Origin of the sequence: Rhodococcus sp. C-2 (assembly GCF_027854095.1) — a bacterium.
GTDB classification, from domain to species: domain Bacteria; phylum Actinomycetota; class Actinomycetes; order Mycobacteriales; family Mycobacteriaceae; genus Rhodococcus_F; species Rhodococcus_F qingshengii.
Map to the genome: position 1 here is coordinate 222,988 of NZ_JAQGFI010000003.1, position 26,638 is coordinate 249,625.

The 26,638-nt window shown below is 62.0% G+C and carries 29 protein-coding genes; 16 read left to right on the plus strand and 13 right to left on the minus strand.

From position 1 onward, the window contains the following. Window positions 1–4 precede the first annotated feature (4 nt). Window positions 5–469, plus strand: coding sequence for a MaoC family dehydratase (locus PCS43_RS07610; protein ID WP_209910459.1), 465 nt, complete (start codon window positions 5–7; stop codon window positions 467–469). 14 nt (window positions 470–483) lie between these two features. Then, on the plus strand, window positions 484–2,121 hold the full coding sequence (locus PCS43_RS07615; protein ID WP_161120592.1) for an AMP-binding protein: 1,638 nt from the start codon (window positions 484–486) through the stop codon (window positions 2,119–2,121). A gap of 7 nt (window positions 2,122–2,128) precedes the next feature. On the opposite strand, the gene PCS43_RS07620 is transcribed toward PCS43_RS07615, so the two are convergent. The 3 genes from PCS43_RS07620 to PCS43_RS07630 all read right to left on the minus strand — a co-directional run bounded on the left by PCS43_RS07620 (window position 2,129) and on the right by PCS43_RS07630 (window position 3,739). Then, on the minus strand, window positions 2,129–2,491 hold the full coding sequence (locus PCS43_RS07620; protein ID WP_225320185.1) for a hypothetical protein: 363 nt from the start codon (window positions 2,489–2,491) through the stop codon (window positions 2,129–2,131). An 88-nt stretch (window positions 2,492–2,579) separates the two neighbouring features. Then, the gene (locus PCS43_RS07625; protein WP_270923011.1) at window positions 2,580–2,987 is read right to left on the minus strand and encodes a hypothetical protein; all 408 of its coding nucleotides are present in this window, start codon (window positions 2,985–2,987) and stop codon (window positions 2,580–2,582) included. Between the two features lie 26 nt (window positions 2,988–3,013). Beyond that, on the minus strand, window positions 3,014–3,739 hold the full coding sequence (locus PCS43_RS07630; protein ID WP_209910452.1) for a TetR/AcrR family transcriptional regulator: 726 nt from the start codon (window positions 3,737–3,739) through the stop codon (window positions 3,014–3,016). A 100-nt stretch (window positions 3,740–3,839) separates the two neighbouring features. Between PCS43_RS07630 and PCS43_RS07635 the strand changes: the two genes are divergently transcribed. Further along, window positions 3,840–4,217, plus strand: coding sequence for a VOC family protein (locus PCS43_RS07635; RefSeq protein ID WP_030537422.1), 378 nt, complete (start codon window positions 3,840–3,842; stop codon window positions 4,215–4,217). Here PCS43_RS07635 and PCS43_RS07640 read toward each other — a convergent pair. Further along, a complete protein-coding gene (locus PCS43_RS07640; RefSeq protein ID WP_209910448.1) occupies window positions 4,205–5,821 on the minus strand; it encodes an AraC family transcriptional regulator in 1,617 nt (538 codons plus the stop codon). The genes PCS43_RS07635 and PCS43_RS07640 overlap by 13 nt on opposite strands. 105 nt (window positions 5,822–5,926) lie before the next feature. On the opposite strand from PCS43_RS07640, the gene fepB reads away from it, so the two are divergent. From fepB to PCS43_RS07665, 5 genes are read left to right on the plus strand one after another with little or no spacing between them, the layout of a single operon-like run. Beyond that, window positions 5,927–6,940, plus strand: a complete 1,014-nt coding sequence (gene fepB, locus PCS43_RS07645; protein WP_058038432.1) for a Fe2+-enterobactin ABC transporter substrate-binding protein — start codon at window positions 5,927–5,929, stop codon at window positions 6,938–6,940. A gap of 4 nt (window positions 6,941–6,944) precedes the next feature. After that, entirely contained in the window at window positions 6,945–7,991 is a 1,047-nt protein-coding gene (locus PCS43_RS07650) for a FecCD family ABC transporter permease (protein WP_242430651.1), read from the plus strand. After that, the gene (locus PCS43_RS07655) at window positions 7,988–9,043 is read left to right on the plus strand and encodes a FecCD family ABC transporter permease (protein ID WP_080726583.1); all 1,056 of its coding nucleotides are present in this window, start codon (window positions 7,988–7,990) and stop codon (window positions 9,041–9,043) included. The genes PCS43_RS07650 and PCS43_RS07655 overlap by 4 nt, the downstream gene beginning before the upstream one ends. Window positions 9,044–9,067: 24 nt before the next feature. Further along, the gene (locus PCS43_RS07660) at window positions 9,068–9,892 is read left to right on the plus strand and encodes an ABC transporter ATP-binding protein (protein WP_007735712.1); all 825 of its coding nucleotides are present in this window, start codon (window positions 9,068–9,070) and stop codon (window positions 9,890–9,892) included. Window positions 9,893–9,913: 21 nt separating this feature from the next. Next, window positions 9,914–10,756: a siderophore-interacting protein gene (locus PCS43_RS07665; protein ID WP_042448187.1), complete on the plus strand. Its 843-nt coding sequence runs from the start codon at window positions 9,914–9,916 to the stop codon at window positions 10,754–10,756. Window positions 10,757–10,761: 5 nt separating this feature from the next. Here the strand turns inward: PCS43_RS07665 and PCS43_RS07670 are convergent, their stop codons facing one another. The 3 genes from PCS43_RS07670 to PCS43_RS07680 form a co-directional block, all read right to left on the minus strand. Further along, window positions 10,762–11,892: a winged helix DNA-binding domain-containing protein gene (locus PCS43_RS07670; protein ID WP_245361509.1), complete on the minus strand. Its 1,131-nt coding sequence runs from the start codon at window positions 11,890–11,892 to the stop codon at window positions 10,762–10,764. Between the two features lie 62 nt (window positions 11,893–11,954). Beyond that, the gene (locus PCS43_RS07675) at window positions 11,955–12,596 is read right to left on the minus strand and encodes a histidine phosphatase family protein (protein ID WP_209910445.1); all 642 of its coding nucleotides are present in this window, start codon (window positions 12,594–12,596) and stop codon (window positions 11,955–11,957) included. Window positions 12,597–12,610: 14 nt separating this feature from the next. Beyond that, entirely contained in the window at window positions 12,611–14,017 is a 1,407-nt protein-coding gene (locus PCS43_RS07680; protein WP_042448192.1) for an FAD-binding oxidoreductase, read from the minus strand. 140 nt (window positions 14,018–14,157) lie between these two features. Between PCS43_RS07680 and PCS43_RS07685 the strand changes: the two genes are divergently transcribed. Then, window positions 14,158–15,057 carry a LysR family transcriptional regulator gene (locus PCS43_RS07685; protein WP_058226801.1) on the plus strand — a complete coding sequence of 300 codons (900 nt, stop codon included), beginning with the start codon at window positions 14,158–14,160 and terminating at the stop codon, window positions 15,055–15,057. A 22-nt stretch (window positions 15,058–15,079) separates the two neighbouring features. Here the strand turns inward: PCS43_RS07685 and PCS43_RS07690 are convergent, their stop codons facing one another. Together PCS43_RS07690 and PCS43_RS07695 are read right to left on the minus strand one after the other, a co-directional pair. After that, a complete protein-coding gene (locus PCS43_RS07690) occupies window positions 15,080–16,159 on the minus strand; it encodes a helix-turn-helix domain-containing protein (protein WP_270923012.1) in 1,080 nt (359 codons plus the stop codon). A 9-nt stretch (window positions 16,160–16,168) separates the two neighbouring features. After that, window positions 16,169–17,140 (minus strand): alpha/beta hydrolase, encoded by a 972-nt coding sequence (locus PCS43_RS07695; RefSeq protein WP_030537407.1) that lies wholly within the window; start codon window positions 17,138–17,140, stop codon window positions 16,169–16,171. Between the two features lie 93 nt (window positions 17,141–17,233). Between PCS43_RS07695 and PCS43_RS07700 the strand changes: the two genes are divergently transcribed. From PCS43_RS07700 to PCS43_RS07710, 3 genes are all read left to right on the plus strand, one after another. After that, window positions 17,234–17,827, plus strand: coding sequence for a hypothetical protein (locus tag PCS43_RS07700; protein ID WP_054188299.1), 594 nt, complete (start codon window positions 17,234–17,236; stop codon window positions 17,825–17,827). Window positions 17,828–17,988: 161 nt separating this feature from the next. Then, window positions 17,989–18,417, plus strand: a complete 429-nt coding sequence (locus tag PCS43_RS07705) for a YciI family protein (RefSeq protein ID WP_007735729.1) — start codon at window positions 17,989–17,991, stop codon at window positions 18,415–18,417. 2 nt (window positions 18,418–18,419) lie between these two features. Then, on the plus strand, window positions 18,420–19,694 hold the full coding sequence (locus tag PCS43_RS07710; RefSeq protein ID WP_058226803.1) for an RNA polymerase sigma factor: 1,275 nt from the start codon (window positions 18,420–18,422) through the stop codon (window positions 19,692–19,694). A gap of 30 nt (window positions 19,695–19,724) precedes the next feature. Here the strand turns inward: PCS43_RS07710 and PCS43_RS07715 are convergent, their stop codons facing one another. Beyond that, the gene (locus tag PCS43_RS07715) at window positions 19,725–20,138 is read right to left on the minus strand and encodes a hypothetical protein (protein WP_003942828.1); all 414 of its coding nucleotides are present in this window, start codon (window positions 20,136–20,138) and stop codon (window positions 19,725–19,727) included. A 154-nt stretch (window positions 20,139–20,292) separates the two neighbouring features. On the opposite strand from PCS43_RS07715, the gene PCS43_RS07720 reads away from it, so the two are divergent. The 4 genes from PCS43_RS07720 to PCS43_RS07735 all read left to right on the plus strand — a co-directional run bounded on the left by PCS43_RS07720 (window position 20,293) and on the right by PCS43_RS07735 (window position 23,630). Continuing rightward, window positions 20,293–20,463: a hypothetical protein gene (locus PCS43_RS07720; RefSeq protein ID WP_007735738.1), complete on the plus strand. Its 171-nt coding sequence runs from the start codon at window positions 20,293–20,295 to the stop codon at window positions 20,461–20,463. Between the two features lie 58 nt (window positions 20,464–20,521). Beyond that, on the plus strand, window positions 20,522–21,214 hold the full coding sequence (locus tag PCS43_RS07725; protein ID WP_209910440.1) for a TetR/AcrR family transcriptional regulator: 693 nt from the start codon (window positions 20,522–20,524) through the stop codon (window positions 21,212–21,214). A 145-nt stretch (window positions 21,215–21,359) separates the two neighbouring features. Beyond that, on the plus strand, window positions 21,360–22,793 hold the full coding sequence (locus PCS43_RS07730) for a lipase family protein (RefSeq protein WP_209910437.1): 1,434 nt from the start codon (window positions 21,360–21,362) through the stop codon (window positions 22,791–22,793). Between the two features lie 138 nt (window positions 22,794–22,931). Further along, complete coding sequence (locus PCS43_RS07735; RefSeq protein WP_030537402.1) at window positions 22,932–23,630, plus strand: type 1 glutamine amidotransferase domain-containing protein; 699 nt, start codon at window positions 22,932–22,934, stop codon at window positions 23,628–23,630. 81 nt (window positions 23,631–23,711) lie between these two features. Here the strand turns inward: PCS43_RS07735 and PCS43_RS07740 are convergent, their stop codons facing one another. The 3 genes from PCS43_RS07740 to PCS43_RS07750 are packed head-to-tail and all read right to left on the minus strand — an operon-like array spanning window position 23,712 to window position 26,523. After that, window positions 23,712–25,028: an HNH endonuclease signature motif containing protein gene (locus PCS43_RS07740; RefSeq protein WP_209910435.1), complete on the minus strand. Its 1,317-nt coding sequence runs from the start codon at window positions 25,026–25,028 to the stop codon at window positions 23,712–23,714. 59 nt (window positions 25,029–25,087) lie between these two features. Then, window positions 25,088–25,942, minus strand: a complete 855-nt coding sequence (locus PCS43_RS07745; RefSeq protein ID WP_209910432.1) for an alpha/beta fold hydrolase — start codon at window positions 25,940–25,942, stop codon at window positions 25,088–25,090. Next, window positions 25,939–26,523: a TetR/AcrR family transcriptional regulator gene (locus PCS43_RS07750; RefSeq protein ID WP_230359246.1), complete on the minus strand. Its 585-nt coding sequence runs from the start codon at window positions 26,521–26,523 to the stop codon at window positions 25,939–25,941. The genes PCS43_RS07745 and PCS43_RS07750 overlap by 4 nt, the downstream gene beginning before the upstream one ends. Window positions 26,524–26,638 lie beyond the last annotated feature (115 nt).

Below are 26,638 nucleotides of genomic sequence, written 5' to 3' on the forward strand. Positions count from 1 at the left end.
TTCAATGATCACAAAGAGTTTCGAAGAGATCTCTGTCGGAGACATTGCGGTGACGGACCCGCGGGTCGTCACCGAAGACTATGTGCGAAGTTTCGCCGACCTCACCTGGGACCGCCATCCCCTTCACCTCGACCCCGACTACGCGCAGCAGACGCGCTTCGGTCGCCAGATCGCCCACGGTGCCCTCATGGTGTCCACCTTGCTCGGTCTGGTGGAGTTGGACCCCCGTTACCTGCAGTGCTTCTACGGGCTCGATCAGGTCAGATTCCACCGGCCGACTTACCTCGGCGACTCGGTGCATGCGGTGTCGGAAGTGCTGTCGGTGCGCCCTCGCTCGGACGGTGAGACCGCGATCGTGACGTCGAAAGGCTCACTCGTCAACCAAGACGGAGACCTTGTCTTCTCCGGCGAATTCTCATTCCTGGTAGGCGAGACCCATTCCCTCGACCTCGAAGTGGGTGCTCGGTGAGTTCTCGGCGGCATATGTCATGGTGGCAGGACCTCGAAGCAGAACACTTCGAATGGGCTGTGCCAGAGCACTTCAACATTGCGCACGCATGTGTCGATGTACAGAATCCCGATGATCTGGCCCTCGTCGTAGACACCGGTGGGCACTGGGCGCGGTACACATTCGGTGAAGTCGCCACGATGAGCCGAAAGTTCGCGACCGTGCTCGCGGATCTCGGCCTGGTCTCAGGCGATCGCGTCGGTGTGATGGTCCCACAGGGAATCGAGGTTCTGGCGACACATCTGGGCGCCTTCCGATCCGGAATGGTCACCGTTCCACTTTCGGTCAAGTTCGGATCGGATGCGTTAGTACATCGGATGCGTGACTCCGGCGCGAAAGTTCTTGTGGTCGAGAAGGACTGCTATGAAAGAGTTGCCGACGGAATCGGTGAGATACCGGGTCTCGAAGCCGTAATCGTGGTCGGAAGGCTCGATCGGCTCTCCGATTCGACGCCCGTGCAAATCCTCGATTTCCACAGCCTCGTCGACGATGCCGCAGAAAGTAGTGAACTGGTAGCCACGGGCCCCGATTCACATGCCATCATCATCTACACCTCAGGGACGACCGGGAATCCGAAAGGCGCGCTCCACGGGCACCGAATTCTCCTGGCGCACATGCCCGGTATGCGGACGGCGTTCGACAATGCTCCGCAGCTGGGAGACGTCTTCTGGACGCCGGCAGACTGGGCCTGGATCGGTGGTTTGTTCGACGTACTGTTCCCCGCACTTGCGTTGGGGTGCCCCGTAGTTGCGACGCCCGACAAATTCACGCCTTCGCGTGCGGTCGAGATTCTGAGCCGTCACAAGGTGACGGGCGCCTTCATTCCTCCCACTGCCCTCAAGCAGATGCGAAGCATCGGCGTCGACAAGAATGCTGCGCGTGGTATTCAGCTGCGGGCATTGGGAACCGGTGGTGAGGCACTCGGTGACGCGCTGCAAGCCTGGGTTGCGAGCACTCTCGGCGTAGCTGTCAACGAGTTCTACGGGCAGACGGAAATGAATCTGACCATCGGCACGTCGCGGTCGAAGTGGAGTCCCGCCAGCGGTTCGATGGGCCGCGCCTTCCCCGGCTTCGAAGTCACCCTCCTCGATCCACTCGGCGAGCCGGTCGAGATTGGTGAGGTAGGCGAGATCTGTGTGAAGGCAGGCAACCCCGGACAGTTCCTCGGATATTGGAACCAGCCGTCGAAGACCGATGAAAAGGTGTACGACGGTTGGATTCACACCGGTGATCTGGGTCGGACTGATGACGCCGGGAACTTCTGGTACCAGGGACGTGCCGATGACGTCATTTCGTCCGCGGGGTACCGAATCGGCCCCGGAGAGATCGAAGAGTGCCTGCTCTCGCACGACGAGGTAGCCATGGCAGGTGTCATCGGTGTTCCGGATCCGTTGCGCGGCGAAGCGGTTCACGCTTTTGTCGTACTGTCCGAGGGGTCGAACTCCTCGGAGGAGCTCCGTTCGGAGTTGCAGACCCACGTGAAAAGTCGCCTTGCTTTCTACCAGTACCCGAGGGAGATCACGTTCATCGACAGCTTGCCGCTCACCACTACCGGCAAGATCCTCCGACGTGAACTCCGAGCGCTGGCCACCTCCGCGAACGGACTCGGCTAGCAGAGGGCTACATGTTGGGTAGGACCACGACGAAGAACCAGCCGCTCAGTGCCAGACCGATGAATCCGGTGAAGAGGCCGACTATTGCATCCCATGGCAGCTGGCGGGCATTCGAGAGCAGATGCCCGCCAGACTTCTTCGGGTGACGTCGGAGCGCGAAGATTCCTGTTGTGATCGCGCCGACGCCCAGCAGGATGCCGAAGCCGAAAGCCCAGAACAGGAGTACCGACAGCGCGCCGAGCATCTCAGACCGCTCACTCCAGCGTGCGATGCGCTGTGTTTCGGTGGGCGGAGGCCACTTGTGTGAAGGCGACAGAGCTGCTCCGAAACGGCGGGTGTGGTGACGAATTGACTGGTCGCTGAGAAACATTGTCCACCACGCCTGGAGTTGAGTCGATGTGCCGCTGGTATGTACTCGTCTACCCCGTCTTCGCGGATGTATTCCGCTGATTTCGAGGCTAGGTGCTTGCCGCTTCTTCCCAGCAGTTTCCGTTCCACACGATGGAGATGGGGTATTCGTTGTTGACCCCGTTTTCCCAGTAGTCGATGACGCCGTGGCGCTCCGATTCGAGTTCGATCCAGCCGATGCTGAATCCCCCTCGAAGTACGCGTTGAGCCCGGCGGTCGATCTTGTCCAGTGAACTGCAGAGTCCTCGCACGCGGGAGTCGATCCAGCCCGCAGAGGCATCAAGAACGGTGATCTCGACGATGCTCGCGTCGCTCAGCGGAATCTCGATGAGAAGCTCGCCGGAATCTCGTACCACTCGGGTCGATCGATTCTCGTAGGCGTGCAACAGCTCTCGCGGTTCGAACAACGAAGGGCCGCCGTCGGACCGTCGAGACCAACCGAAACGCTGCACGGACACATTGTCTCCCACAAATTGCAGGATTGTCATTCGATGTGAACAAGGCCGTCCAGGGCGTCCAGTACCCGGTCCAGCCCGAACTCCCACGCCGCCTCGGGGCTGTACGGGGAGTTCTTGGCCTCGCCGGCCGCCCCTCCGACTCGCTGCGCCAGCGGGAAGTCGTCGCCGAGATAAGCAGCTAGACGCTGGTTCCAGGACGACCACACCTCGGCCATGTCGGCTGCTCGGGGGTCAGGGCGCCGCGCTTGCGCCGAGGATCGGGCGAAGTCGGCGACAAATGTCAGGGCGGAGTCCCGGTCGATGTCGCTCAGTCCCGTGCCGTCGAAGGCGTGAAGTTCGTGGTCGTACTTCGCGATAGTTCCCGGACCCAACGCGGAGCGCTGATCGGAGATGTCCAGTAGCCACCAATGCTCCGTATAGAGGGCAAGTTCTTCCTCGGCGACCCGACGCACACGTTGGCGCCAGGTCATGTTCCCGTACGGCAGGAGTGGGCTGTGTCCGTGTACGGCGTCGACCATGAGCACCAGCAGATCGTCGCGGGATCCGACGTGGGTGTACACCGCCATGCCCGAGATTCCGAGTTCGGCGGCCAATCGGCGGACCGTCACGGCGTCGAGGCCGTCGGTATTCGCGACGGAGATCGCGACGTCGACCGCCTGTGAGGTGGTGACCTTCGCTCGCGGGCCGCGGGTGCCACCCTTCGGCGCGAGGGGGTGATCGCGCCAGAGCAGGTCGATCAGTTCGCGTGCCATCAGTCGTCTCCAGAAATCGGGAATACCTCAACGGTGGTATACCTTATACGGTGCATACTGTATGCACTGCATAAGGTTTATCGATCATGGGAGGCCCACGATGAAAATCACCAGCACTGCTCTGTCCTTGAACGTCGCCGACACCGACGCATCGGCAGACTTCGCGAAAACCCATTTCGGTTTCACCGAGGCCATGGCCGATGACGGCTTCGTTTCCCTGAATCATCCGGATGCCGGGGTCAACGTGGTCTTCCTGCGCACCGGGCTCGGGACGTTCAAGCCCGACTTCGTCGCAGGTCCGGCCGGTCAAGGCTTGCTCATTGCATTCGTGGTCGACGATGTCGACGCCGAGTTCGCCCGCATCGCTGCTGAAGGTGCCTCCGTCGTCACCGAACCGGAGACGGAACCGTGGGGTGAGCGTTACTGCCAGTTCGTCGACGCCAACGGAATCGTGTGGCAACTCGTTCAGTGGGTGTGAAGAACCCGAGCGCTCGGCTCCGCGGCGCGCGGCACAGAACGTAACCAGAGGGCGCGTTCGACGGACTGGGCTTGGAAGCGCTGCGGTGAGATCCCGTGCGCAGTGCGAAACGCTCGGCTGAATGCGGGCAGGTGCGCGTAACCCAGGTTCCTCGACACCGTGCCGGGTGCAACCCCGAGTTGGAGTTGGGTGCGTGCCTGGGTCATCCGTGAAAGCGATCGCCACTGCGGATACGTGGTGCCGGTTTCGATACGGAACTCCCGGCGCAGCCTGGCCGCGTCGGTACCGAACTCTTGCGCCCACTCGTCCAGAGTGCGAGGGTCGGCCGGGCGGGCGGCGGTCGTCGCTGCCAGTCGTGTGGCAATCGAAGCGGCGGGCGAGGTGTTCGAAACCGGTTGTGCAAGAGGGCCGGTGGCGATGATGTCGAATGCCATGGCGCTGTCGTGGCCGCGCGGGCGCAAGGGCGTGTAGGCGGCGACGAAAGTGTGCAGCAATGCCAACTCGTCAGCGGGGGAGAACTGCACGGTCTCGAGGGCGTCGGCAGATACGGTCGACCCGTTCGAGGAACGGAAGCCGAGCGGCAGAAGCAGTGAACCAGTCGGAACCGTGACGGTATTGAGGACGCCTGCAGGAAGAATCATGGCCTCTCCGGTGCGCAGTTCCCAGCTGCGGTCCGCGACGTCCACCCGGGCTTGGCCTCGGTAGACCCACACGGCGACGTGGGCGCCGTTGACGCGCGGCCACGTCGCATTGGCCGGTATCGGCGGCGCTGTTTCCCCGGGCTGCCTGGTCTCTGCGAGCATGCGGACCAATGCTTGATCGTTGTCGGTGTCCACGCTGCGATCGGTTGGACCGGAGAGGGCCCGGCGGCGATAGTCGCTCGGGCTCTCTCCCATCTGGGACCGGAACGCACGCGTGAATCCGCTGCCCGTTTCGAAGCCGACTTCGTTTGCAATCCAACCGATCTCGCGGTCCTGCTTCAGGTACTCCAACGACGCGGCGATCCGAGCTCGAAGCCGCCAGCGCGTGAAGGTGAGGCCGGTTTCTTCCACGAAGTATCGCTGGAGCGTTCGAATGCTGATCCCGGCACGCTTCGCGAATTGTGCCTCGGTGTCGTCGGTGCCAGGTGTTCGCAACAGGGCGTGCGCGATCTCGAACGCTTCCCGTGATTGCGGCAATTGCGGCAGCGAGGTGGCCCCGTCGTCGGCCCGGGTAATCATTTCGAACAAGGACGACGGGTGTGCAGCGTCGCCGCGCAGATAGCCCAGGTTGTGAACGAACTCGTGGATCAGTCTGTCTTCCCATCCGGGCGGAACGCGCAGACGCGTCACGGTAGCCGGCCCGGCGCTGACGCCGTTCGAGGGCGGAAGCAGGATGGGAAACGCGACGGAATCCGAGTCCGTCTCCATCGAATATCGCACGCTCGCCGGGATCCACAACAACTCGCCCGCCGGCACCTCGTAGACGGTCGATCCGGTCCTGACGCGTCCACTACCTGCGAGAACCCAGAACAACAGCGGTGAGCGGCCGATGCTTGGCTCGGTGCGGCAGGCGCGGATCGGCCCCAAGTCGATTGCGTCCGACCTTCCCGATAGTGGTAACACGTTGGCGCTCCTGGACAACCCTTGCGACTTAAGTATGGCTAACTTTACCTCTGCCGACTGTGTTCGCAGCGGCGCACTCTCGTATCTTCAGAAAGCCACATACTCATGCGCAGATCTCTACGCCCGACGGCGGCAGTACTCGCCGCGGTCGTCGCCCTCGCTCTTGCCGGCTGCTCGAATTCGTCAGGTAGTGACACCGGAACCGAGGGCACCCAGGAAACCTCCGGGGCCACCGAGGGCTGGCCGCGCACCGTCGATCACGGCGGCCGCAGTACCGAGATCACTGCAAAGCCGACTCGGATCGTGTCCACCTCGCCGTCGTTGACCGGCACGCTGCTTGCGATCGGAGCGCCGGTGGTCGCGAGTGCGGCGACAACGCCGTCGGGAATGACCGATGACCAGGGGTTTTTCTCCCAGTGGTCGGGCGTGGCGGCTGATCGTGGCGTCGCGGTGCTCTACCGAAATCTCGAGCTGGACCTCGACGCGATCGAGACCTTCGAGCCCGATCTGATCATCGGCTCCGCCAACGGCGGCGACTCGACACTCGATGCCTACTCACAGCTGAGCGACATCGCACCCACTGTTCTTCTCGACTACGGCGCCAGCTCCTGGGAGGAGCTCGCTGATCAGCTCGGGACTGTCACCGGACTCGAGAGCGAGGCCGCCAAAACCGTCGACGAATACGACAGCTGGGTCACCACCCAAGCCGCGAAGATCAAACTTCCCGAGCAGCCGGTGACGGCACTGGTCTACATGGGTGCCGACGGTGTCTGGACGTTCCGAGCCGACAGCCCGCAGGGCAATCTGCTGGCCTCGCTCGGCTTCACCTATGCCGAGCCCGCCGAGCAGTTTGTCGCTCCGGACAAGCGGGGTGCCTCCGGCGTCGCGATCGTCAGCTCCGAAAACATCTCTGCCGCACTAGACGGGGCGCAGACGCTGTTTGCCGTCTCGATGGGGCCCAAGGACGTGGAGAAGCAACTCGCGGCCGACCCGCTCCTTGCGAATCAACCTGCGGTCAAGGGTGATCGGGTATACGCGATGGGAACGGCAGCCTTCCGTCTCGACTACTTCAGTGCAAAGCAGACGGTCGAGTCGCTGGTGTCCACGTTCGGTGGATGACCGCGTGGGTGTTTCTGTGCAGTCCCGGACCGAAGCGCCACTGCGGTCCGGGACGGCAGCGCGTGCGGGGTTGTTGGTCCTCGTCTCCATCGTTGTAATCGTGCTGGCATCCGTCGGCGGACTCGTCATCGGCTCACGCAACATCCCCGTCTCCACTGTCCTCGATGCAGTTCTTTCCTACGACGCCGGTAACAACGAGCACCTGATTGTGATCGAATCACGTTTGCCTCGAACAATTCTCGGGCTTGTGGTCGGGGCCGCGCTCGGACTGGCCGGCGCGCTGATGCAGTCGATCACCCGCAACCCTCTAGCCGATCCGGGACTACTCGGTGTGAACGCCGGAGCATCAGCAGCAGTCGTCATTGCGATTGCCTGTCTGGGGGTGACTTCGGTCGGCGGCTATCTGTGGTTCGCGCTTGCCGGCGCGGCCGTTGCCTCGGTAGGTGTGTACATGTTGGGGTCGGCGCATCGCAGCGCCGCGACCCCAGCGCGCATGGCGCTTGCCGGTGCCGCTGTTGCGACGGCGATCACGGCTCTCACCAGCATGGTTCTCATAAGCAACGAGGCCGCATTCAATCAGTTCCGATTTTGGGCAGTGGGTTCGTTGCAAGGCCGCGGCGGAGACGTGATCGTCACTGTTCTGCCCTTCGTCATCGTCGGTATCGTGTTGTCGTTGTTGCTGATTCGTCCACTCAACGCAATCGCGCTCGGCGAGGATGTCGCCAAAGGGCTCGGTGCCAGCACCGGACCCGCACGGGTCGGATCCGCTGTCGCAGTCATCCTGCTGGCAGGGGCCGCAACTGCGGCGGCTGGACCGCTCGGATTCGTGGGCCTGGCTGCGCCGCACATCGTGCGCGGCGTCGTCGGGCCGGATCTGCGATTTCTTCTGCCGTGCGTGCTCGTTGTCGCCCCGGCATTTCTGCTCTTGGCCGACGTTCTCGGTCGCGTTGCCACAGCGCCGGGAGATCTGCAGACGGGGATCGCCGTGGCGGTGCTCGGTGGCCCCTTGTTTGTTGCGCTTGTTCGCTCGCGGCGGGTGGCGTCGCTGTGAATGCGATTGCAGCGCAGCCGGTTCCACCGCTGTTCCGCGGTTGGGTGGTTCGAATCGGGTCGTACTCGTGGCGGATAGTTCCGCGAGTGCTGTTCGTAGCCGTGGCAATCAGTGCGGCATTGGCGGCGCTCTCGTTTGCCACGCTGATGTATGGAACCCTGGATCTGTCCTTGGGTGAAGTATGGCGTGCCCTGCACGGCGAAGGCGCCCCAGCGGCGGTTCGGTCCGTCCAGAATCGCAGGCTGCCGCGGCTGATCACGGCGATCGGCGTGGGCGGAAGCCTCGGTGTGGCCGGCGCGGTTTTCCAGACGCTTTCGCGCAATGTTCTCGGCTCGCCGGACATCATCGGTTTCACCACCGGCGCTGCGACTGCAGCCGTGGTTCAGATCGTCTTCTTCGGAGGCGGGGTACTGCAGACCGCGGGCGCCGCTGTTCTCGGCGGCATGCTGACGGCGCTTCTGGTGTACGCGCTGGCACGCAAAGACGGCGTCAGCGGCGGTCTTCGACTTGTCTTGGTCGGTATCGGCGTGGGCGCGATGCTGAGCGCCGTGATGTCGTTCCTGGTGGTGCGTGCGGATATCGACGACGCCACCGTTGTGCAGCAGTGGACGGCCGGCTCGCTGACCGGGCGCGGTTGGCCACACGCGGTCAGTGTTGCGATCGCCGTCGGTGTTCTCGTTCCTGCTCTCGTCGTGGTGTCCCGGCGCGTCACCATGATGGAGATGGGCGACGACGCTGCGTCCTCGCTCGGGATCTCCGTGGAGCGATACCGATTTGCCGGCATTCTGCTTGCGGTCGCGCTCACCGGCGCGGCGACCGCGGCCACCGGCCCCATCGCATTTGTGGCGCTCGCCGCTCCCCAGATCGCACGACGGTTGGCACGGCGCAGCGGTGTTCTTGTCGCGACTTCCTTCCTGCTCGGCGCAGTTCTGCTGGCGGGCGCCGACTTGATCGCGCAAGCGGTCGAGGTCGGTCTCCGCACTCCGGTCGGTCTCGTCACCAGTCTGCTCGGTGGTGCCTATCTGATCTGGCTGCTCGCTCGTCAGGCCTGAAAAAACTCGCTACGAAAGAGATTCATGACTACTGCCACCCCAACATCGCGGCTGCGTGCCGAGAAGATCGAACTACGGTACGCCGATCGAACCATCGTGGACGAGTTGAGTCTCGAGATCCCCGATGGAGGGTTCACCGTCGTCGTCGGACCGAACGGGTGTGGCAAGTCGACATTGTTGCGTGCGCTCGGCAGAATGCTCGCACCTCGATCGGGTCGTGTTGTGCTCGACGGTAACGATATTCGGTCCTATCGAACCAAAGAAGTCGCCCGGCGAATCGCCCTGTTGCCACAGTCCCCGCTCTCTCCTGGAGCGATCAGTGTCGCAGACCTCGTATCCCGCGGCCGATATCCGTATCAGAGCATGCTGCGCCAGTGGTCACCCGAAGACGAGCATGTTGTCTCCGAGGCCCTGAATGAAGTCGGAATGCGATATGCAGCAGACCAATTGGTGGACGAGCTGAGTGGGGGACAACGTCAGCGGGTATGGATCGCCATGACGCTTGCGCAGCGCACCCCGGTGTTGTTGCTCGACGAACCGACCACCTTTCTCGACATCGCACACCAGATCGAGGTTCTCGACCTCTGTTCCCAACTCCACCAGTCCGGTCGAACATTGGTCGCGGTCCTGCACGACCTGAACCTCGCGGCCAGATATGCCACGCACGTAGTTGCCATGCGGTCCGGAAAAATTGTCATGCAGGGCAGTGCCTCGGACGTCTTCACCCCTGAGTTACTGCGCGAAGTCTTCGACCTCGAGGCGCTGGTTCTCGAAGACCCGGAAACCGGACGGCCACTTGTTGTTCCGCGTGATCGAAGACCTGTCAGTCAGCTACCCGTCCACAACTGAACCACCGATCAGGAGATATCAATGACTACCGCATCTCGACCTGAAGAAACTGAAACGTCTGCGTCGGCAAAGGCGCCACGCGGAGAAGACCACGACCGCGGTCTCAACGACGTGGTTGCCGTCGTCGAACGCGTCGAACGGCCGACCGAGAGCATCTTGCGCATCGCCGTCCAGTTGACTTCGTCGGCGGACGACCCGAATTGGTTGCGGCCCAACGTCGCATTTCGCATCCAGCTCGGTCCACAGTACGGCGACGTCTCTCGCGTCTACACGGTGCGCACCTGCAACGCGCCGAGCAGTTCGATGACCTTCGACGTAGTGCTGCACGGCCACACCAGCCCGATGATGAGGTGGGCCGCCGACCTGCGTGTGGGTGACACGTTCTCACTCACCGGTCCTCGCCCGCACTTCCTCGTTCCCGAGATCGCCGGGCGCCGCGTCGCACTGTTCGCCGACGACACCGCGATACCTGCCCTCTATTCGATTCTGCTTCAGTGGCCCGAGGGACTGACCGGCGTCGGCTGGGTCGCCACCGGTGACGCCGAGGCTTTCGCGGAACTACCCGTGATCCCCGGCCTCGAGCTGCACCATGTCGAAGATGGCCTCGCCGAGTACGCCGTCGAACTCGAAAACCCAGGAGACTACGCGGTGTGGGGTGCCGGGGAACGGGACGAGATGCGAGCCATTCGAGCGCATTTCCGCAAGACAGTCGGCCTGGCGAAGGACGATGTAGTTGTCTTCGGGTACTGGAAGCGAGGGGTCAGCACTACCGAGATAGATCAGAACCGACTTCGGAACTACACGAGCATCCTCGAAAACGGCGGCACGCTCGCAGACATCGACGATCTGGCAATCGGTATCTGACGCTATCACCGGGAACTAGTGCCGGCGGGAGGTTCGGGAACGTCGTGCCTCATCGCCTGTGAGACGTACCCCGTGCCGATTCTGACGCCGCCCAGCCACTCGGTGAGGCGCGCCGCCTCGGCATCGAGAGAACGTCGCGCAGACGCTGACACGGTCTCGAGCAATCGGACGTGCACCACACCGGTTTCGTCTTGGATCCAGCACCCCACGACGCGACCGTCGACCCAAGCGGTGGCGCCGGCATTACCGCGGGTGTCGAAGAGTTGGTTGCGGTGCGGGCCGAGGTAGAAGTCACGGTTCTTCCACCCCATGACCGTCGGGTCGAGCACCGGTAGGAGTGCCACCCAAGGACCTGGATCAGGCACCGTGGCGACGTCATCGGGTAGCAACCAGCCGGTGTCGCCTCCGTCGAGTGAGACTGCAACGGCGTCGAGTTCGGCGAGGGCGGCCCGGACGACCGTCTTCGTCGAGCCCAGCCACCAGACGATGTCGTCTTCCGTGCCCGGTCCGAAGGTGTAGAGCCAACGGCGGACCATTTCTCGATAGCCGTCTGCAGATTCGAGATCGAAGGGGGCGTCGTCGAGCCAGTGTCGAGTGAGAGTCCACAGTGGGCGTGAGACGGGGAAGCGGGCGGTGTTGGTGCCGCGCATGATGTCTGCGGTCGCCCCGAGATGCGTGAGAACCCTGGGTGCCGACCAGATTTCACCTGCCGAACCCTCGACCTTGACGTCGATCATCGGCACGGCCTGACGAATCTCTACCGCTGAAAGCCCTTCAGGCCTATCGGTGAGCAACTTCAGCACTTCCGTCCGTGCGCGATCGAGCCAGTCGTTGCCGTCGACGGCGAGTCCGGCCTTGACGACATCCTTGGCCATTCGTGCCCGCTCGGTGTTCGCGACGCGGGCGGACGCACTCGACCACGCGGCCGGCAGCAAGTCGCGGGGAAAGGTGAAGAGTGTGCGGCGCATTGCCAATTGCTTCACGAGACTGCGTTGGTCGTACAGGGCGCGGTCGACGTCGGCGGCGTCCACGGACCGAACCCTCGCCCAGCAAGACAGATAGACCGTCGCTGACTCGGTGGCGTGCAGTACCGTCATCGCCCGCGTGGCAGCTTCCGGCGAATCGACGTGAAACATTGGCTCCAGCGCATGACGTACTCCTATGCGAGCACGGCGTTCGTCGTCGGAGACATGGCGCATCAGGCCATCGTGCCACAGTCCAGGTGCGTCGTATCAGCTAGTTGCACGAGGGTTCGGTTGCGCCAGTAGTCGTCGTGTCGGAGATGTGTGATTGCACCCGGGGTGGTCGCGAAGGTCGCAAATCCTGCGGCTTCGACGGGAATCTGTAGCCAGGCGGAGACGACGAATGTGTGTGCAAAGCCGTGGGTTACGACGATGTGATCGTGATCGAGATCGTCCATCAGTTCGTGAACGCATTCGTGAACCCTTGATGCGATGTCGCGGCGGGTCTCGGCACCGGCAACGAGGCCACGGTGATCGAGGCGGTTGTTGTCAGGGGCCGGGACCTGCCGCTGGGCCAGCCACGAGTTCGGGCGTCCTTCGGCTTCGCCGAAGCTGATTTCGCGCAATCGTGAATCCGTTGTCGCCGGAGCATCGAGTGTCCGGGCGATGATCGTGGATGTCTCGGTGCAACGATTGAGGTCGGACGAGGTGATGCGGACCGGGCGCGAAGTTCCTGTGCGTCGTCGTTTCAGTGCTTCGGCGATCAAACCTGCATCGCGCCGACCAGCGGGGGTGAGAACCGAATTGTGCCAACCGCCGACTACGTCCTGCGCTGTGTGTTCGGCATGAGGATGAGTGACGACGTAAAGATCCTGCATGAGACCCCTTTTGCTTACCCGACTTTTTCCGGCAACAGTATTCCAGGATTGAGGATTCCACGGGGATCCCAGGACGATTTGATCAACTGCATTGCGGCGATGTCGGTTTCAGTGCGCCCCAGCGATATCCACGGCGACTTCGCGCGGCCTATCCCGTGCTCGGCGCTGATGCTTCCATGGTGGACGGCGACGAGTCGGAACACCGTATCGGTCAGTTCGTGTGCGACCCTCGGCTCGGCATCCAGAAGGTTCACATGAATGTTTCCGTCGGCGAAGTGCCCGAACAGGATTGGCCGCACGAGGGGGAATCGTTGTGCCAGGCTTTCTCGGAGGTTGTCGATGAACATTCCCATCACGGACAAGGGGACGGAGATGTCGAGCTTGACTACCGGCGTCGTCGACGACGCGCTGATGCTTTCGGTATGGCTTTCCCGCAGAGTCCACAGTTTTCGAGCCGGCCCAGGCTCGACCGTCGCGTCCTCGATGAGGTCGGCAGAGTCGGAGAGTACTTCGAGGAGCGACTCTTCCGTTTCGCGCGGTGATGACACCTCGATGAGTGTGTACATCGGTGAAGGGGTGCCGAACGGGCGACGGGCATCGGTGTGTGCGCAGACGAGGGAGATGCCGTCGTCGGTCATGATCTCGGCGGCTTCGACGGTCAATCCGCTCTGACGCACGCGATTACACAAATGAAGCGCTTGATCGACTTCGCGTACACCCGCGAGCACGACCTGGGTGTCGGTCGCCGGGGTGACCAGCTTCATCAGGACCTTGGTGATGACTGCGAGCGTTCCCTCGCTGCCGGCGAGAAGTCCTGGAATATCGTATCCGACATTGTCTTTGACGAGTGGAGTCCATCTACTCAGCACCGAACCGTCCGCGAGCACGGCTTCGATACCGAGTATCTGTGCGCGTGTATTTCCGTATCGGACCATGCGCGTCCCACCGGCGTTGGTTGCGACGATGCCGCCGAGTGTTGCGGATTCCTTTGATGCCAAATCGATTCCGAAGCGGAGACCGTGTGCCGATGCGGCCAGGTCTGCGCGAGCAACGGTCACGCCGGCGCCGGCTGCGATTGTCCGACCGATGGGGTCGACGGCTTCGATCGTCTCCAGACGTCTGGTACTCAGCACCACGGACCCAGTCGAGGCGATTCCACCACCGACCAGTCCGGTGTTGCCGCCTTGCGGTGTGACGGGAACCCCCGCGTCGAAGCATGCTCGAAGAACCGCAGACACTTCGGAAGTGTTGCCGGGGCGGATGACCGCGATCGCGTCGCCGATCCAACGTCCCGTCCAGTCACGTGTGTAGCCCTCGATCAGTTCGGGATCGGTAAGGACATGCGTGTGGCCGACGATCTCAGCTAGGGCGTCGAGAAGCCTCGCGTCTGTTGCAGGTTCAGTGAGTGTTCGGGGGTTCATGTGCAACCTTGTGATCGTTCGGGTGACAATTTTCGGGAGACAGACGGTGGATCAACGTGAACTCGATCCTCCGACCTCAGGTGATGCCGTGTCCAAGACCAAGTAGTGACACCACCATCTGTTTTTCTTATAATCGCCGTATGAACCTGCAGCGTGCCCGTTATCTGATCGCTCTGTCGGATCATGGGAGCTTCACTCGAGCCGCTGCGAACGTCCACGTCGCGCAATCGGCCCTCAGTCAGCAGATCAAGGTTCTCGAGCGCGAACTCGGAGTTCCGCTGGTGGATCGTCGGGGTCCGCAGTTCACCTTCACGGAAGCCGGCAAGGTGGCGGTACGAGAGGCGCGCTTTTTGATCGGGTGTGCGGACCGGGCGGTCGAACGAATTCGGTTGGCCGCGCGCGGTGTGGACGGAGAACTGCGCATCGCGTACACCCGTTCGTGGGCGGGCGGCGCAGTCGCGGATCTGGTCAGCACCTATCGAAGGCTCTACCCGGGCGTCGAAGTTGTCGTTCATCGTGGCACTTCGGCGCAGACTGTCGACCTCGTCCGAACCGGAGCCGTCGACATCGCGGTTGTTCGCCCGCCGCTCGATGAAGACGATCGAGAACTTCCCCTGATCGTCCTCGATACCGAACCTATCCTGGTCGCTGTTCCCGTGGATCATCCGTTCGGTGGTCGAGCGACGCTCGAACTCGGAGATCTGGTGGATGTCCCCGTTGTGTTCTGGCCGGAGGCCAACGCCCCGGGGATGTATTTGCGTACGCTCGAACAACTTTGGCCAAACGGGGCGCCCAGCATCGTTCGATTCGAGGCCGACGACGAGCAGGTGCTGCATGCCGTCTCGGACGGGGTGGGTATTGCGCCGATCCCCCAGGGCAGAGCGCGGATGCTCCGCATCCCGGGTGTCCATCTATGTGAGATCGCCGGTGAGCAACCAACTCTCGACGTGGCAGTGACCTACCGGCCGGATAATCCGAATCCGGCGCTTGCGCCGTTTGTTGCGCTCGCTGAACGCGAAAGATCGTCAACCACTGTGTAGTACCTGTGATGCGCGGTGGGTCCTATCCGCCATCGAGGACCAGCATCATGGCCGTTGCGCGTGCTCGGTTCTCGATGGAATCGACGTGGAATCCGACGTGCTGGGACAGTTTCGCCAATCGGTGCGCGACGCTGCTGTGGTGAAGATGCATGGAATCTGCTGCGGCCCTCAAGGTTCCGGACTGCAGGTATGACCTCAAGATTTCGAGTAGTTCTAACCCCTGTTTGGTATCGCCGATCTCTTCGGCACGAACCAGATCCGGTATTCGCGAGTGATCGATGTGTGGTCCCGGCGCCAAGAGGTTGAGGGCGCCGAGATCGTCGGCGTTCACGATCGGTGTTGTTGCCGACGCCTGTGTACGAGCGAATCGTGCAGTGCTCAGTATTGTGCTCACTTCGGAAGCGGGAGCAGTCAAAGATATTCCGGCGCGAATGAATGACGACAGCGCGGCCTCGGACAGCTCGGGTGTCGCCGCGAACGAACCCGTCACGAGATTCAGATACTCGCCGTCAGCGTCTATCCCAGTGGCTTTGCCAGGTTTGTAATCTGGCGAAATGACAAGGTGTGCAGCACCTTCGGCCGTGTCTGAGACTGCCTTGGTTGCCATTACACGGACTGGGGTTTGGGGTTCGATACCGAGACCGGCGCAGGAGGTGAGCACCGCGAGTTCATCCATCGGGAACAACAGATTTCGAGTGTGCTCGGCTTCGGTAGGCAGGCGTCGCGGTTGCAGAATTATCGCTGCGGTCAGGGCCATCCGGTCGACGAGCATTTCGTCGAGTGGCAAGCTGGCCCCGGGTCGTTCGATCCATACCGTTCCGAGAACCTCGTCGTCTACGGCAATGTTTCTGGTCATGCTCGGTGGGAGCTGAGGATCGGGTGACCATCGGCCGCGCGGATCGCAACGGCGCAAATTCTTCTTGCTTCTGCCGCGCTCGACGATCTCGATACCCACGACGCAGTCCGCCAACTGCGCGCTCGCACGAAGCAAAGACGCGGTGTCGGAGCCGTGCCGCACGAGGGCGTCGAAGTAATCGATGACACGTACCAGGCCTGCCGAGTCTGCATCGAGCTCGGCAAGCCGGTACATCAGTCCTTGCATCTCGCAACGCTACGAGACCGGCGAGAGCGAACGCAACCCTCTCCTGAGCGCAGTGAGGGCTTCGGCGGCACCTCTTTCGCTGACCGCGGCGGTCGCGACCAGTGCCGACCCGTGAAAGGTTCCGGGGAAGGAATGCAATTCGACGCTGACTCCCGCTTGCAGCAGCCGAAGGGCGTATTCGATTCCTTCGTCGCGGAGCGGGTCGAGTTCCATGGTGGACAGGTAGGTCGGCGGCAGACCGGTGAGGTCGGTAGCCCGGGACGGCGCAGCGTAAATGGACACGTCAGGATCTTCGGGACCGGAATACGACCCGCCGAGATAGTACTTCCACGACAGGATGGCGTTAGGGCGGTGCCACAAGGGGGTGTCGACGAAGTTCGTCATCGAGACCGTCGCCAGGCGGTCGTCGAGTTCAGGGATTTCGAGGAATTGGAAGGCCACGGGCACAACGCCCTCGTCACGGGCTTTGAGGACAGTGCCTGCGGCCAGTCCACCGCCTGCGCTCTGCCCTCCCACTGCGATGCGGCGTGGATCGACCCCCAGCTCCTCGGCATGGGCGTGGATGTAGAGGAGTGCGGCGTAGCAGTCGTCGACGGGGCCGGGGAAGGGGGTTTCGGGGGCGAGGCGGTACTCCACGTTCGCAACGGCGAATCCGAGTTCCCGCGCCACCTCGACGCAAAATGGATCGCTGGATTCTGCGGTGCCGATTGCGAATCCGCCGCCATGGATCCAGAGCAGAACGGGGACAGGGCCGGCAGTGTTGTCCGGGGTGAAGAAACGAATCGTGACCTCCGGATCGCCGTCCAGGCCGGGTGCCGACAGTTCACGAAGCGTGACTCCGTCGAATGACAGGTCGGCCAACATGGTGCCGACCAGAGCGTCGTAGGTGGCCCGTGCGTTGGGGAGGTCAGCGAAGTCCACCTTCGGGAGCATGGTGAGTGCCGCGGCGAGTTCGGGGTCGAGAGTCGGGAATGTTGTCATGCACCCATCATCGAGCCTGATTGTGGCCTACGTCACCAGCGGATTGTAGGAAATCGGAGAGTCTCCCTCCGACACCCGTCGGATCTCCCTAGGATGACGCCGGTGGACAGGGTACATCTCGGGGTGGGTTCGAGCGATTCGAAAAGTGGGGCACGGATTGGTGGACGACCTCCGCAGGTTTTCGCTGGTCAGGCGATTCTGCGGTCGCACGAGTACCTTCTGACGCTCGAGGCACACACGGCGCCGTGGCTCGGCGTGCGAGAGCTTTCGATCTTCATCCGTCGAGGTTTCTCCATCGGCGACGACGACCTCGAATACCCGGACATCGGGGTTAGGGCAGTCCTGCACTTGCCGTCGTCACGAAGTGCGGAATCGGCGGGCAGCCATGCGGGCCTTGGCAGCGCGGCGTTGATCAGGATTCCCTCGGACGACGAGGTGATGCCGTTGGTGTTGATAGCTCCGCAACCGGTGCTCATTCAGAACGAACCGTCCTACGCCGATGCCGTCGAGGCAGATGGACACAGCTTCCTGTTCCAGATCAACGAAGAGGGGTGGCCGGTGGTTGCTGAGTCCCACCCCGATTTCGTAGAGGAGTACCTATTCGGTTACGGGTCGGTGTATTTCTACGGGAGCTCTGACGCGACCGGGCTCGTTCGCGAAGTTGTGCCGGGATTTCTCGACTTCTGACCGGCCCGACGGCCCGTCCGCCGATACCGTGGGCAGCGTATCGCGACCGGCGGTTATGTCCTCGGAAAAATTGTTTCGGAAGTTTGTCGATCGGTGAGTGCGCCGTTCGACGTGTAAGCAGAGGGACCGAACAGAGCGGTCCACGAACGAAGGAGATTCTCATGAAGTACATGCTGATCATGCGTTCCACCGATGAGGCTATCGAAGCATCCAAGGACATGGACTTCGACGAGATCATCGCGGCGATGGGGCAGTACAACGAGTCCCTGATCAAGGCAGGTGTCTTGCTGGCCGGTGAGGGACTGGCGATGGAGGAGGGATTCATCGTCGATTTCGAGTCCGATCCTCCGCTGGTCTCCGACGGCCCGTACGGGGAGACGAAGGAGTTGTTCTCGGGATTCTGGATCATTCAGACGTCGACCAAAGACGAAGCCTTGGAATGGGCGAAGCGCTGCCCGCTCGGGCCGGGAAGCAAGCTCGAGGTACGCCGCGTGAGCGAGATGTCGGACTTCGATCAGGACAACGAGTACATCCAGAAAGAGGCAGGCTGGCGTGAAGAGCTCGGTACCGATCGTCCGGTCGCAGGCTGACCATGACCGACGAGGCGGTGCGAGAAGAAACGAGAAAGGCTGTCGACGCGGTCTGGCGTATCGAATCCGCGAAGATTGTCGCCACGTTGACTCGCACCGTCGGAGATCTTGATCTCGCCGAGGATCTGGCCGCGCAGGCTCTGCTCGAAGCCGTCGAGCAGTGGCCCGCGACGGGGGTTCCGAGAAACCCCGCTGCCTGGCTGACATCTGTGGCGACACGACGAGCGATCGACGGGTGGCGACGACGTGAGAGGTTGGACGAGCGCTACGCCCACTTTGCGCGTGAACTCGAGAACGACGCTTCACATTTCGACGACGTCAGCTGGGATCCGGACCGCATCGACGACGATGTCCTTCGCCTGATGTTCATCGCCTGCCATCCCGTGTTGAATCGAAAAGCGCAGGTGGCGTTGACGCTTCGAGTGGTGGGCGGTTTGACCACGGAAGAGATTGCGAAAGCGTTCCTCACGCCGACGGCGACGGTGCAGCAGCGGATAGTCCGCGCGAAGAAGGCGCTGACCGCCTCGAAAGCGGTTTTCGAAGTTCCAGGGCGAGAAGAGTTTTCGAGCAGATTGAGCGCCGTCCTCGGAGTGCTGTACCTGGTGTTCAACGAAGGCTATGCAGCCAGTTCCGGGGACGAGTGGATGCGGGCGGAGCTCAGTGCTGAGGCTCTGCGGCTCGCGCGAATACTCGCCGAATTGGTCCCCAGGGAGTCCGAGGTACACGGCCTTGTCGCTTTGATGGAGCTGACAGCCTCGAGATTCGGCGCTCGGACAACCTCGACCGGTGAGCCCATCCTGCTGGCTGACCAGGATCGGGCGAGGTGGGATCGCCTACAGATCTCGCGTGGGCTTGCCGCGCTGGAACGAGCTGACGCCGTCGGGCGTGGACGAGGCCCGTACGGCCTGCAGGCGGCGATTGCCGAATGTCATGCGCGAGCAGCAACTTTCGAAGACACCGATTGGAAGAAGATAGTGATCCTCTACGAGGCTCTGGCGCAACTGGCGCCATCGCCCGTGGTCGACCTCAATCATGCGGCGGCGGTATCCATGGCATACGGTCCTGGCCCTGCGCTCGAATTCGTCGACAAGCTTGTCGCTTCAGGTGAACTGGCCGACTACCACCTGCTTCCCAGCGTTCGGGGGGAGTTGCTCAGTCAGCTCGGCCGATCCGAGGAGGCTAGAACCGAACTCCTCGAAGCGGCTCGGCTGGCCGGGAACGAGCGTGAGCGCGCTGTGCTGGTCGCGAAAGCCGATGCGCTGCTGCCGGATCGGTAGTCACGCGATTGTTAGTCACGCGATTGTTAGTCAGGGCTGAGTCGGATCATCATTCGGCACCATGGGCGGCATCCCGACTCCGTAGGGATCGAGCATGTCCGATACACGTCGACCCCACCGTTCATGCGCGGACTGACGGGTCATTCCCGCTGCGCGGCCGATGGTTGACCATGTTGCGCCGAATCTACGCAGGCTCATGACGCTTGCCGTCGAATCGATACCTGCGGCGAGCTGAATCCGGAAACAGGCCAACTGCCACGCCATCTGACGCTGCGCCGGGATGTCGGTGTCCTGTTCTGCCTCCCACTCAGGGCTGCCAGGTAAAGGATCTGTTCCGACAATCTTGTCTGCCTGAGTGCCGGCCTCGGTGATCGCGGCGTTGACCGTGGTGATCGCGGCGGTCTCGATCTTCGCAGTCAGGGCGCGTTCGATCAGGTCTTCCATGAGAAGTTCTCCTTTCGTCAGGACTAGCCTGACAGGCGCTGTTGAATTCTGTCAAGAATCCCCTGACAGACTTTGAGTTTAATTAATGCACGATTTATTTGTGTACTATCTAAATAGTCTCCGGTTCTGTTGACCGTCGTCGAAGGGGTTGCTGGTGAAAATCGTGGTTTTGTCGTTCCTGGTGGCATTGACTTTGATGACGGTCGGGATCATCGCCGCGCGCAACCGCAGCACTCGACCTGCCGTGACCGGGGCAGTTACTGCGGCGTCAACGGTTCTCGCTGCCGCCTGGACACTTTTTGCCGTGGCCTTCGTATTGGCCTGATCGTGCTGCAGTGCCGATGCGCCGGTAGTGGTGGTGAAGGAACTTCGCAGCAGGTCAGATGCGTTTTGTGTGCGGCGCGAGGCCGCATAGTCTGGCAGACGTGGCAATCGCTGAAACAGACAGAAACTACGGCGGAAGGTCGGTCGCGGCTCGCAAGGCCGAACGCCGTTCCCTCTTTTTGAATGCTGCTCTCAGCGTGTTTGCAGACCAGGGGTATGCCGGAAGTTCGGTGGCGGATATCTGCGCGTCCGCGAGTCTGGCCAGAAGGCAGTTCTACGACGAGTTCGGTAGTCGCGAGGATCTACTCCTCGCGCTGTATGACCAGATTCAACTCGACGCCAGAATTGCAATGGTCGACGCACTCGATGCAGAGCCTTCGGTCAATCTCCGTGACAAGGCAGCGACGGCCATGGCCGCCTTCGTCGAGTCGGTCGGAAGTGACCCACGACGCGCACACGTTGCCTTCATCGACGTCGTAGGTGTCAGTCCCCGGGTGGAAAAGCATCGTGTGGACCAACGTTCGGTCTGGGCAACATTTTTCGAGTCGATCATCAAAGGGATCGTGGGCGACGATTACGAACCGCCGGGTGGTTACCGGTGGGCGTCCACCGCCTTCATCGGCGCGCTTACCGCGCTGGTGCACCAGTGGAGCACTGCGGAGCCTCGTCCTCCCGTGTCGGTACTGGTCGATCTGATGACGGTGCTCTTGAATGCGTTGATCGACGACGCGCCCCTTCTTGCCGGCGAATAGGTCACGAACACCAGGGGATTGTAATCCAGCCCACAACGCTCTACTCTCGTCCTCAATATGTTAGACATTCACATCTAACTTGTGTGCTCGTGATGAGAACTGCGGCAACACAAGGCAATCTGTGCGTTTCCGGGGAGGAATTGGTATGGGACGACGCTGGACAACTGACCGACAACGCGGGGGCCTCGCAATTGCCGTGATTGCAGTAATCGGGCAGATCGGACTTTCGGCACCTGCCTCAGCGGCACCGGATGAAGGTGTTCCCGCCCAAATTCAGGTCCAGCCTGCCCTGCCGCCTGCGGTCGCACCGCCTTTGCCTGAACTGGACCAGGCCTTCTATGAACCGCCTGTCGAGGTCGTCGAATCCAGGGAACCGGGTGAGATCATCGCCGCTCGTGCGGTGAATCTCGGTACTCTCAACCTGATTCCGACCAACGTGGATGCGTGGCAGATCTCGTATCGATCCAATAATGCTGCGGGCGAGGCGATTCCTGCTGTCACCTCAGTGATCAAGCCGCGTGGCGACACTCGCGATGGAGGCCCGCGCCCGCTGCTGTCCTTTCAGATGGCAGAGGATTCACTCGGAAACTACTGCGCACCTTCGTATGTCATGCAGCAAGGCGCGTTGCCGTGGCTGGTGACGGGCGCTGCGACCGGTGGGGCTCAATTCCTCGAAGTGCAGGCGGCACTGGCGCAGGGTTGGGCATTGTCGGTGCCCGATCATCAGGGACCCAATTCTTCCTTCGCCTCCGGCCCCGTCGCGGCCCGGATCACGCTCGACGGTATCCGTGCTGCTGAGAACTTCGAACCCATGGAGCTACAAGGGCGGTCAACTCGCGTAGGGCTGCTCGGCTACTCGGGTGGATCGATTCCTACCGGTCACGCAGCTGAAATACGGCAGGCGTACGCGCCGGAACTGAATATCGTCGGAGTCGCCGAAGGTGGTGTTGCCGCGGATCTCGGCGCTTTGCTCGACAATGCCAACAACGCTCTAGGGGCCGGGATCGTCGCTGCCGGTGTAATCGGAGTGAGCCGAGAAGATCCTGAACTTGCAGGCTTCATCGATCAGCACATAAACCCTGCCGGCCGAGCGCTTTTCGCTGCCAAGGACAACCTGTGCATGCTCTGGACGTCGGCTGCAGTGCCCTTCCTCAATATCAAGGGCTTCCTCGATGTCCCGGGAGATCCCGTCCAACACCCCACGGTGAGAGCTGCGCTCTCCCGAGCTGCCATGGGTAAGTCTGTTCCTGACGTGCCGATGTACATTTATCAGTCGAATCCCGACTGGTTGGTGCCTGTTGGCCCGGTGAACAAACTTGTCGATACCTATTGCCAAGATCCTTCTGCGAGTGTCGTTTACACCAGAGACCACTTCAGTGAGCACGTCAGCATGGAAGTCGTCGCATTGCCGAGTGCTCTACTGTGGCTTCGTGATCGGTTCGCTGGTGTGCCTGCTCAGCAGGGATGCAGCACCTTCGACGCTGGATCCATGGCGCTTGATCAGAGGACCTGGCCAGTCTGGGTGGATGCGGTTGGTGAACTCGTCGCAGGACTGTTCGGCAAGCCGATCGGGACCTGACGGGTGACGTGATTCTGCGGTGGTGAGGAATTCTCACAAGGGCAGCGTGTTGCACTGACTGGACGTTATTTCATTGATCGGGCCTTGAAGATGGTGTCTTGTCACCAATGGGTTCCTTTACCGACGAAAGGTTGCGCGATGACAAAGCTGTTGTTTGCGGTCACTTCTGCAGATCACTGGACGCTGAAGGACGGAACACCCCACCCGACCGGGTACTGGGCGGAAGAACTGGTCGAGGCGCATCGCGTTTTCGTCGACGCCGGCTACGAGATCGTGATCGCGACGCCTGGCGGTAAAGCTCCCGTTGTGGACGAGGGAAGCCTGGCGCCCGAGGTGAACGGCGGGCAAGAAGGCGCCGACCGTATGCGCAAGTACATCGCCGATCTGCAGCCGGTGCTCGATTCGCCGGAGATTCTGGAGAACGCCGATGCTGCCGATTACGACGTGGTCTTTGTACCGGGTGGGCACGGACCGATGGAGGATCTTGCGGTGTCGGCATCCTTCGGTGAGCTTCTCGTGAACTTCTTGGACGCGGACAAGGTGGTCTCGGCGGTGTGTCACGCGCCGGCGGCACTCCTGCCGGCCCAGAGACCCGATGGAAGCTGGCTGTTCGACGGCTATCAGCTGACCGCGTTCACCAACGAGGAGGAGACGCAGGCTGGTCTGGCGGACAAGGCTCCGTGGCTGCTCGAAACTCGCCTACGCGAATTGGGCGGCAAATTCTCGAAGGCTGAGGCGTGGTCGCCTTATGTCGTGGTGGACCGCAAGCTCTACACCGGTCAGAATCCGGCGTCGTCACGGCCTCTCGCCGAGCGGATTGTCGCCGACTTGGGCTGAGCATGTCTTTTGGCGCCGCATCGAGGTCTCCTCGATGCGGCGCTGGTCCGTGTTCTGTTGTCGCCGAGGAGGTTTGACCTCTCAGGTTTTGAAGGTGGTGTTCGCCGGCCTGGGTTGCTGTCCGGGGTCGATCGAGGGTGGCGGGATGAACCACGGTTTGTTGTCGACACCGATCCGAATCGCCCACTTCCCGACGAACCCTGATTTCCGGTGCATCAACCGGTGGTGCGAACGGCACAGCAGGACCAGGTTGTTCATCACCGTCGGGCCGCCGTTGGCCCAGTGCCGGATATGGTGCGCATCCGTCCAGGCCGGTACACATGTGCAGCCGGGGAAGGCGCAGCCCTTGTCTCGGGCGATCAACGCCACTCGCTGTTCGGCGGTGACCAACCTCTTTCCTGGTTTCGCATCCAAGGGCGCGCCGTGACTGTCGAGCAGGACGGTGGACAGGAAGCAGTCACACCCGAGGAGCCTGGTCTGCGATACGGACAGCGGTCCGAGCCAGGGCATGTGCCCGACATCAAGATCCGACAAGTCCAGATCGGGTGAGCCTTCGTCGTCCACATCAGAAGGCGACGCGGCGCAATCCCGATGCTCCGCCAAATCACGAGCATTGATGTGCACGTTCACATGCGGACGCTGACCACCATCGGTGCCAGTCTTGGCGCAGTCCAGATACCGGCGGATCAGTTCCGTGAACCCGTCCGCGGTCCGTTTCGCCGCCGACCGAGAATCCGGGGTTCCGTCCGGTGCCGGGGTCGGCATCGTCAAATTCGACAACGCCGACAACAACATTTCACCGGTGAGGGCATCGAAATCACCACGCACCACCACCCGACCGTTCAACGTCGACGCGATCCGCAACTCATTGAGATCGACATCCTCGGCGGGCGGGATCTCATCGGATTCGAACAACCGCTCCAAGGTCGCGATCACGTTCCGCACCTTCGTCGTCGTCGCCTCCACACCCGACGCAGCAGCCAACAACAGGTCGATGCACTTCGGGAGTGCTTCCTCCGGCATGCCTTTCGGTGGTGATTCACAGAACGCCACGATCAACACCGCGTGCTCGAACGAGCAATCCCCGCCATCGAAGCCTGCCGCCACCGCCGGAAACGGCCGCAAAGCTGCACCCAGGGCGGCGATCTTCTTCCCGTCCCGAACCTGCAGCATCGTGTTCGCCGCCAACCAGGACCCCACACCGCGGCTCGCGATCACCTGATCATCCGGGCGCAACGACAACTCGTCCACCACCGCCACTCGAACGGCTTCGAGGCGCAGAATCTCCGCACTCGCCTCGACAGCAGCAGCACGCAACTCAGCAGCAGACAACTGCCACAACCGTCCGCGTAACCCCACCGCAGAACCCGACACCACGTCCGACAACAAGACACTCATTGAATCCCCCGATCCCCTCCCCAAAGGGTACTCGAACATGCGTTCGAGTCAAGAGGGAATTAGGCGAGGGCGCGAAGGAGTGGAGTGGGGTCGGCGACGACGAACAGATGGCCGCCTCCGTTGATCTCTTCGAAGCGAGAGTCGGGAATCAACGAGTGTGCCCAGCGGGCTACTTCGATGGGTACGTTTCCGTCGTCGGTTCCGTGTAGGAAAACCGTTGGTACCGAGATCGATTGGAAGAGTCCAGGCACCTCGAGGCGATACCGAGCCAAGTCGACAACCCCTGCGGATCCACCCTGTGCGATCCCTTCGGATGAATCCAACTGGAGGGCGGGGCGATGTACCTCGTCGGTCATGACTGCCTGATCGGCGGCCGGCCAGATCGAGACTGAGTCGCTGCGTAGCTTGGAGAACACTCCGGTTCCTGCGAGCATTGCGCCGGCCACACGGGGAGCCCAGGTGGCGGCAAAGTACAACGCAGATACCAGTTTTATTCTGCGTCGCAAAGTATCTCGCGGTGCCCCGGGGATCATGGCGCACGCCAGCACCAGTTTCGAGACTCGTTCGGGAACGGCTGCAGCGACTGCGAGCGCGTAACCGCCGCCTCCGGAGAAACCCATCAGTGTGGCCGAGCCCAACTCGAGGTGATCGACCAGGGTGACGAAGTCGTCGTCCCAGGAATGAAATCCCTTGTCCGTGTACGGATCCGTGCGTCCGAAGCCGGGTCGATCGGGGACTATCAGCCGTATGCCTGCCGTCGAAGACGCGTTGTGGAGTGAGAGCCCTTCGTATCGGCTGCCAGGTGATCCGTGGGCCACGACTACCGGGTTGCCAGTCGGATCGCCGTACTCGCAGAATGCGATACGACGCCCCGACGCGTCGCGAATTTCGGTTGTGGTCACGCTGCTCGTCATGATGTGGTTCCTTGCTGCGCGATCGACGCCACACCGTCCAGGATGAGGGCGACTCCGAACTCGAACCTTCGGGTGGGATCGTGATGAAGTGCGAACACCGATGCCTCGCGTCGATCGGCAGGTGCGCTGTCGAAAGCGCCGCGTCCCAATTGAATTGCGACGTGTCCGGTGACGAAATCATGCAGCGCGCCGTATGCGTACGTGGCCTGCTCGTCCTCGAGGCCGGCCAAGGAAAGGGCGCTCACGACTCGGTGGGCGGTATCGTCGGCCCCGGGTGCTTCCAGTGATGCCTGCCGATGGGCTTCCAGGACCAGGGGATGGCGCATCAGGAGGTCGTGGAGGCCGTAGGCGAACGTGCGGGCAACCCCGCGCCAGTCGGTCGGCCAGTCGATCGACGAGACGGCTTCGCCTACGAGAGTCGAGATCAGATCTCGCCTCAAGGCGTCGATGCCGCCGGTTGTGCGGTGGACGGACATCGGCGATATGCCGAGTCGTTCGGCGAGCACTCGAAATGACACCGCATCCAGGCCGTCCGTATCGGCGATCTCTGCCGCGGCATCAAGAATCTGTCTGTGACTCAATGCTTTTGGTCGACCAGCCCTTGCAGAGCTGGTGGATTCGGATACCATGCTGACAACAATAGCGATACGCGTATCGAAATTACAAGTGTCCATCGACCTCCAAGGAGCGCTGCCC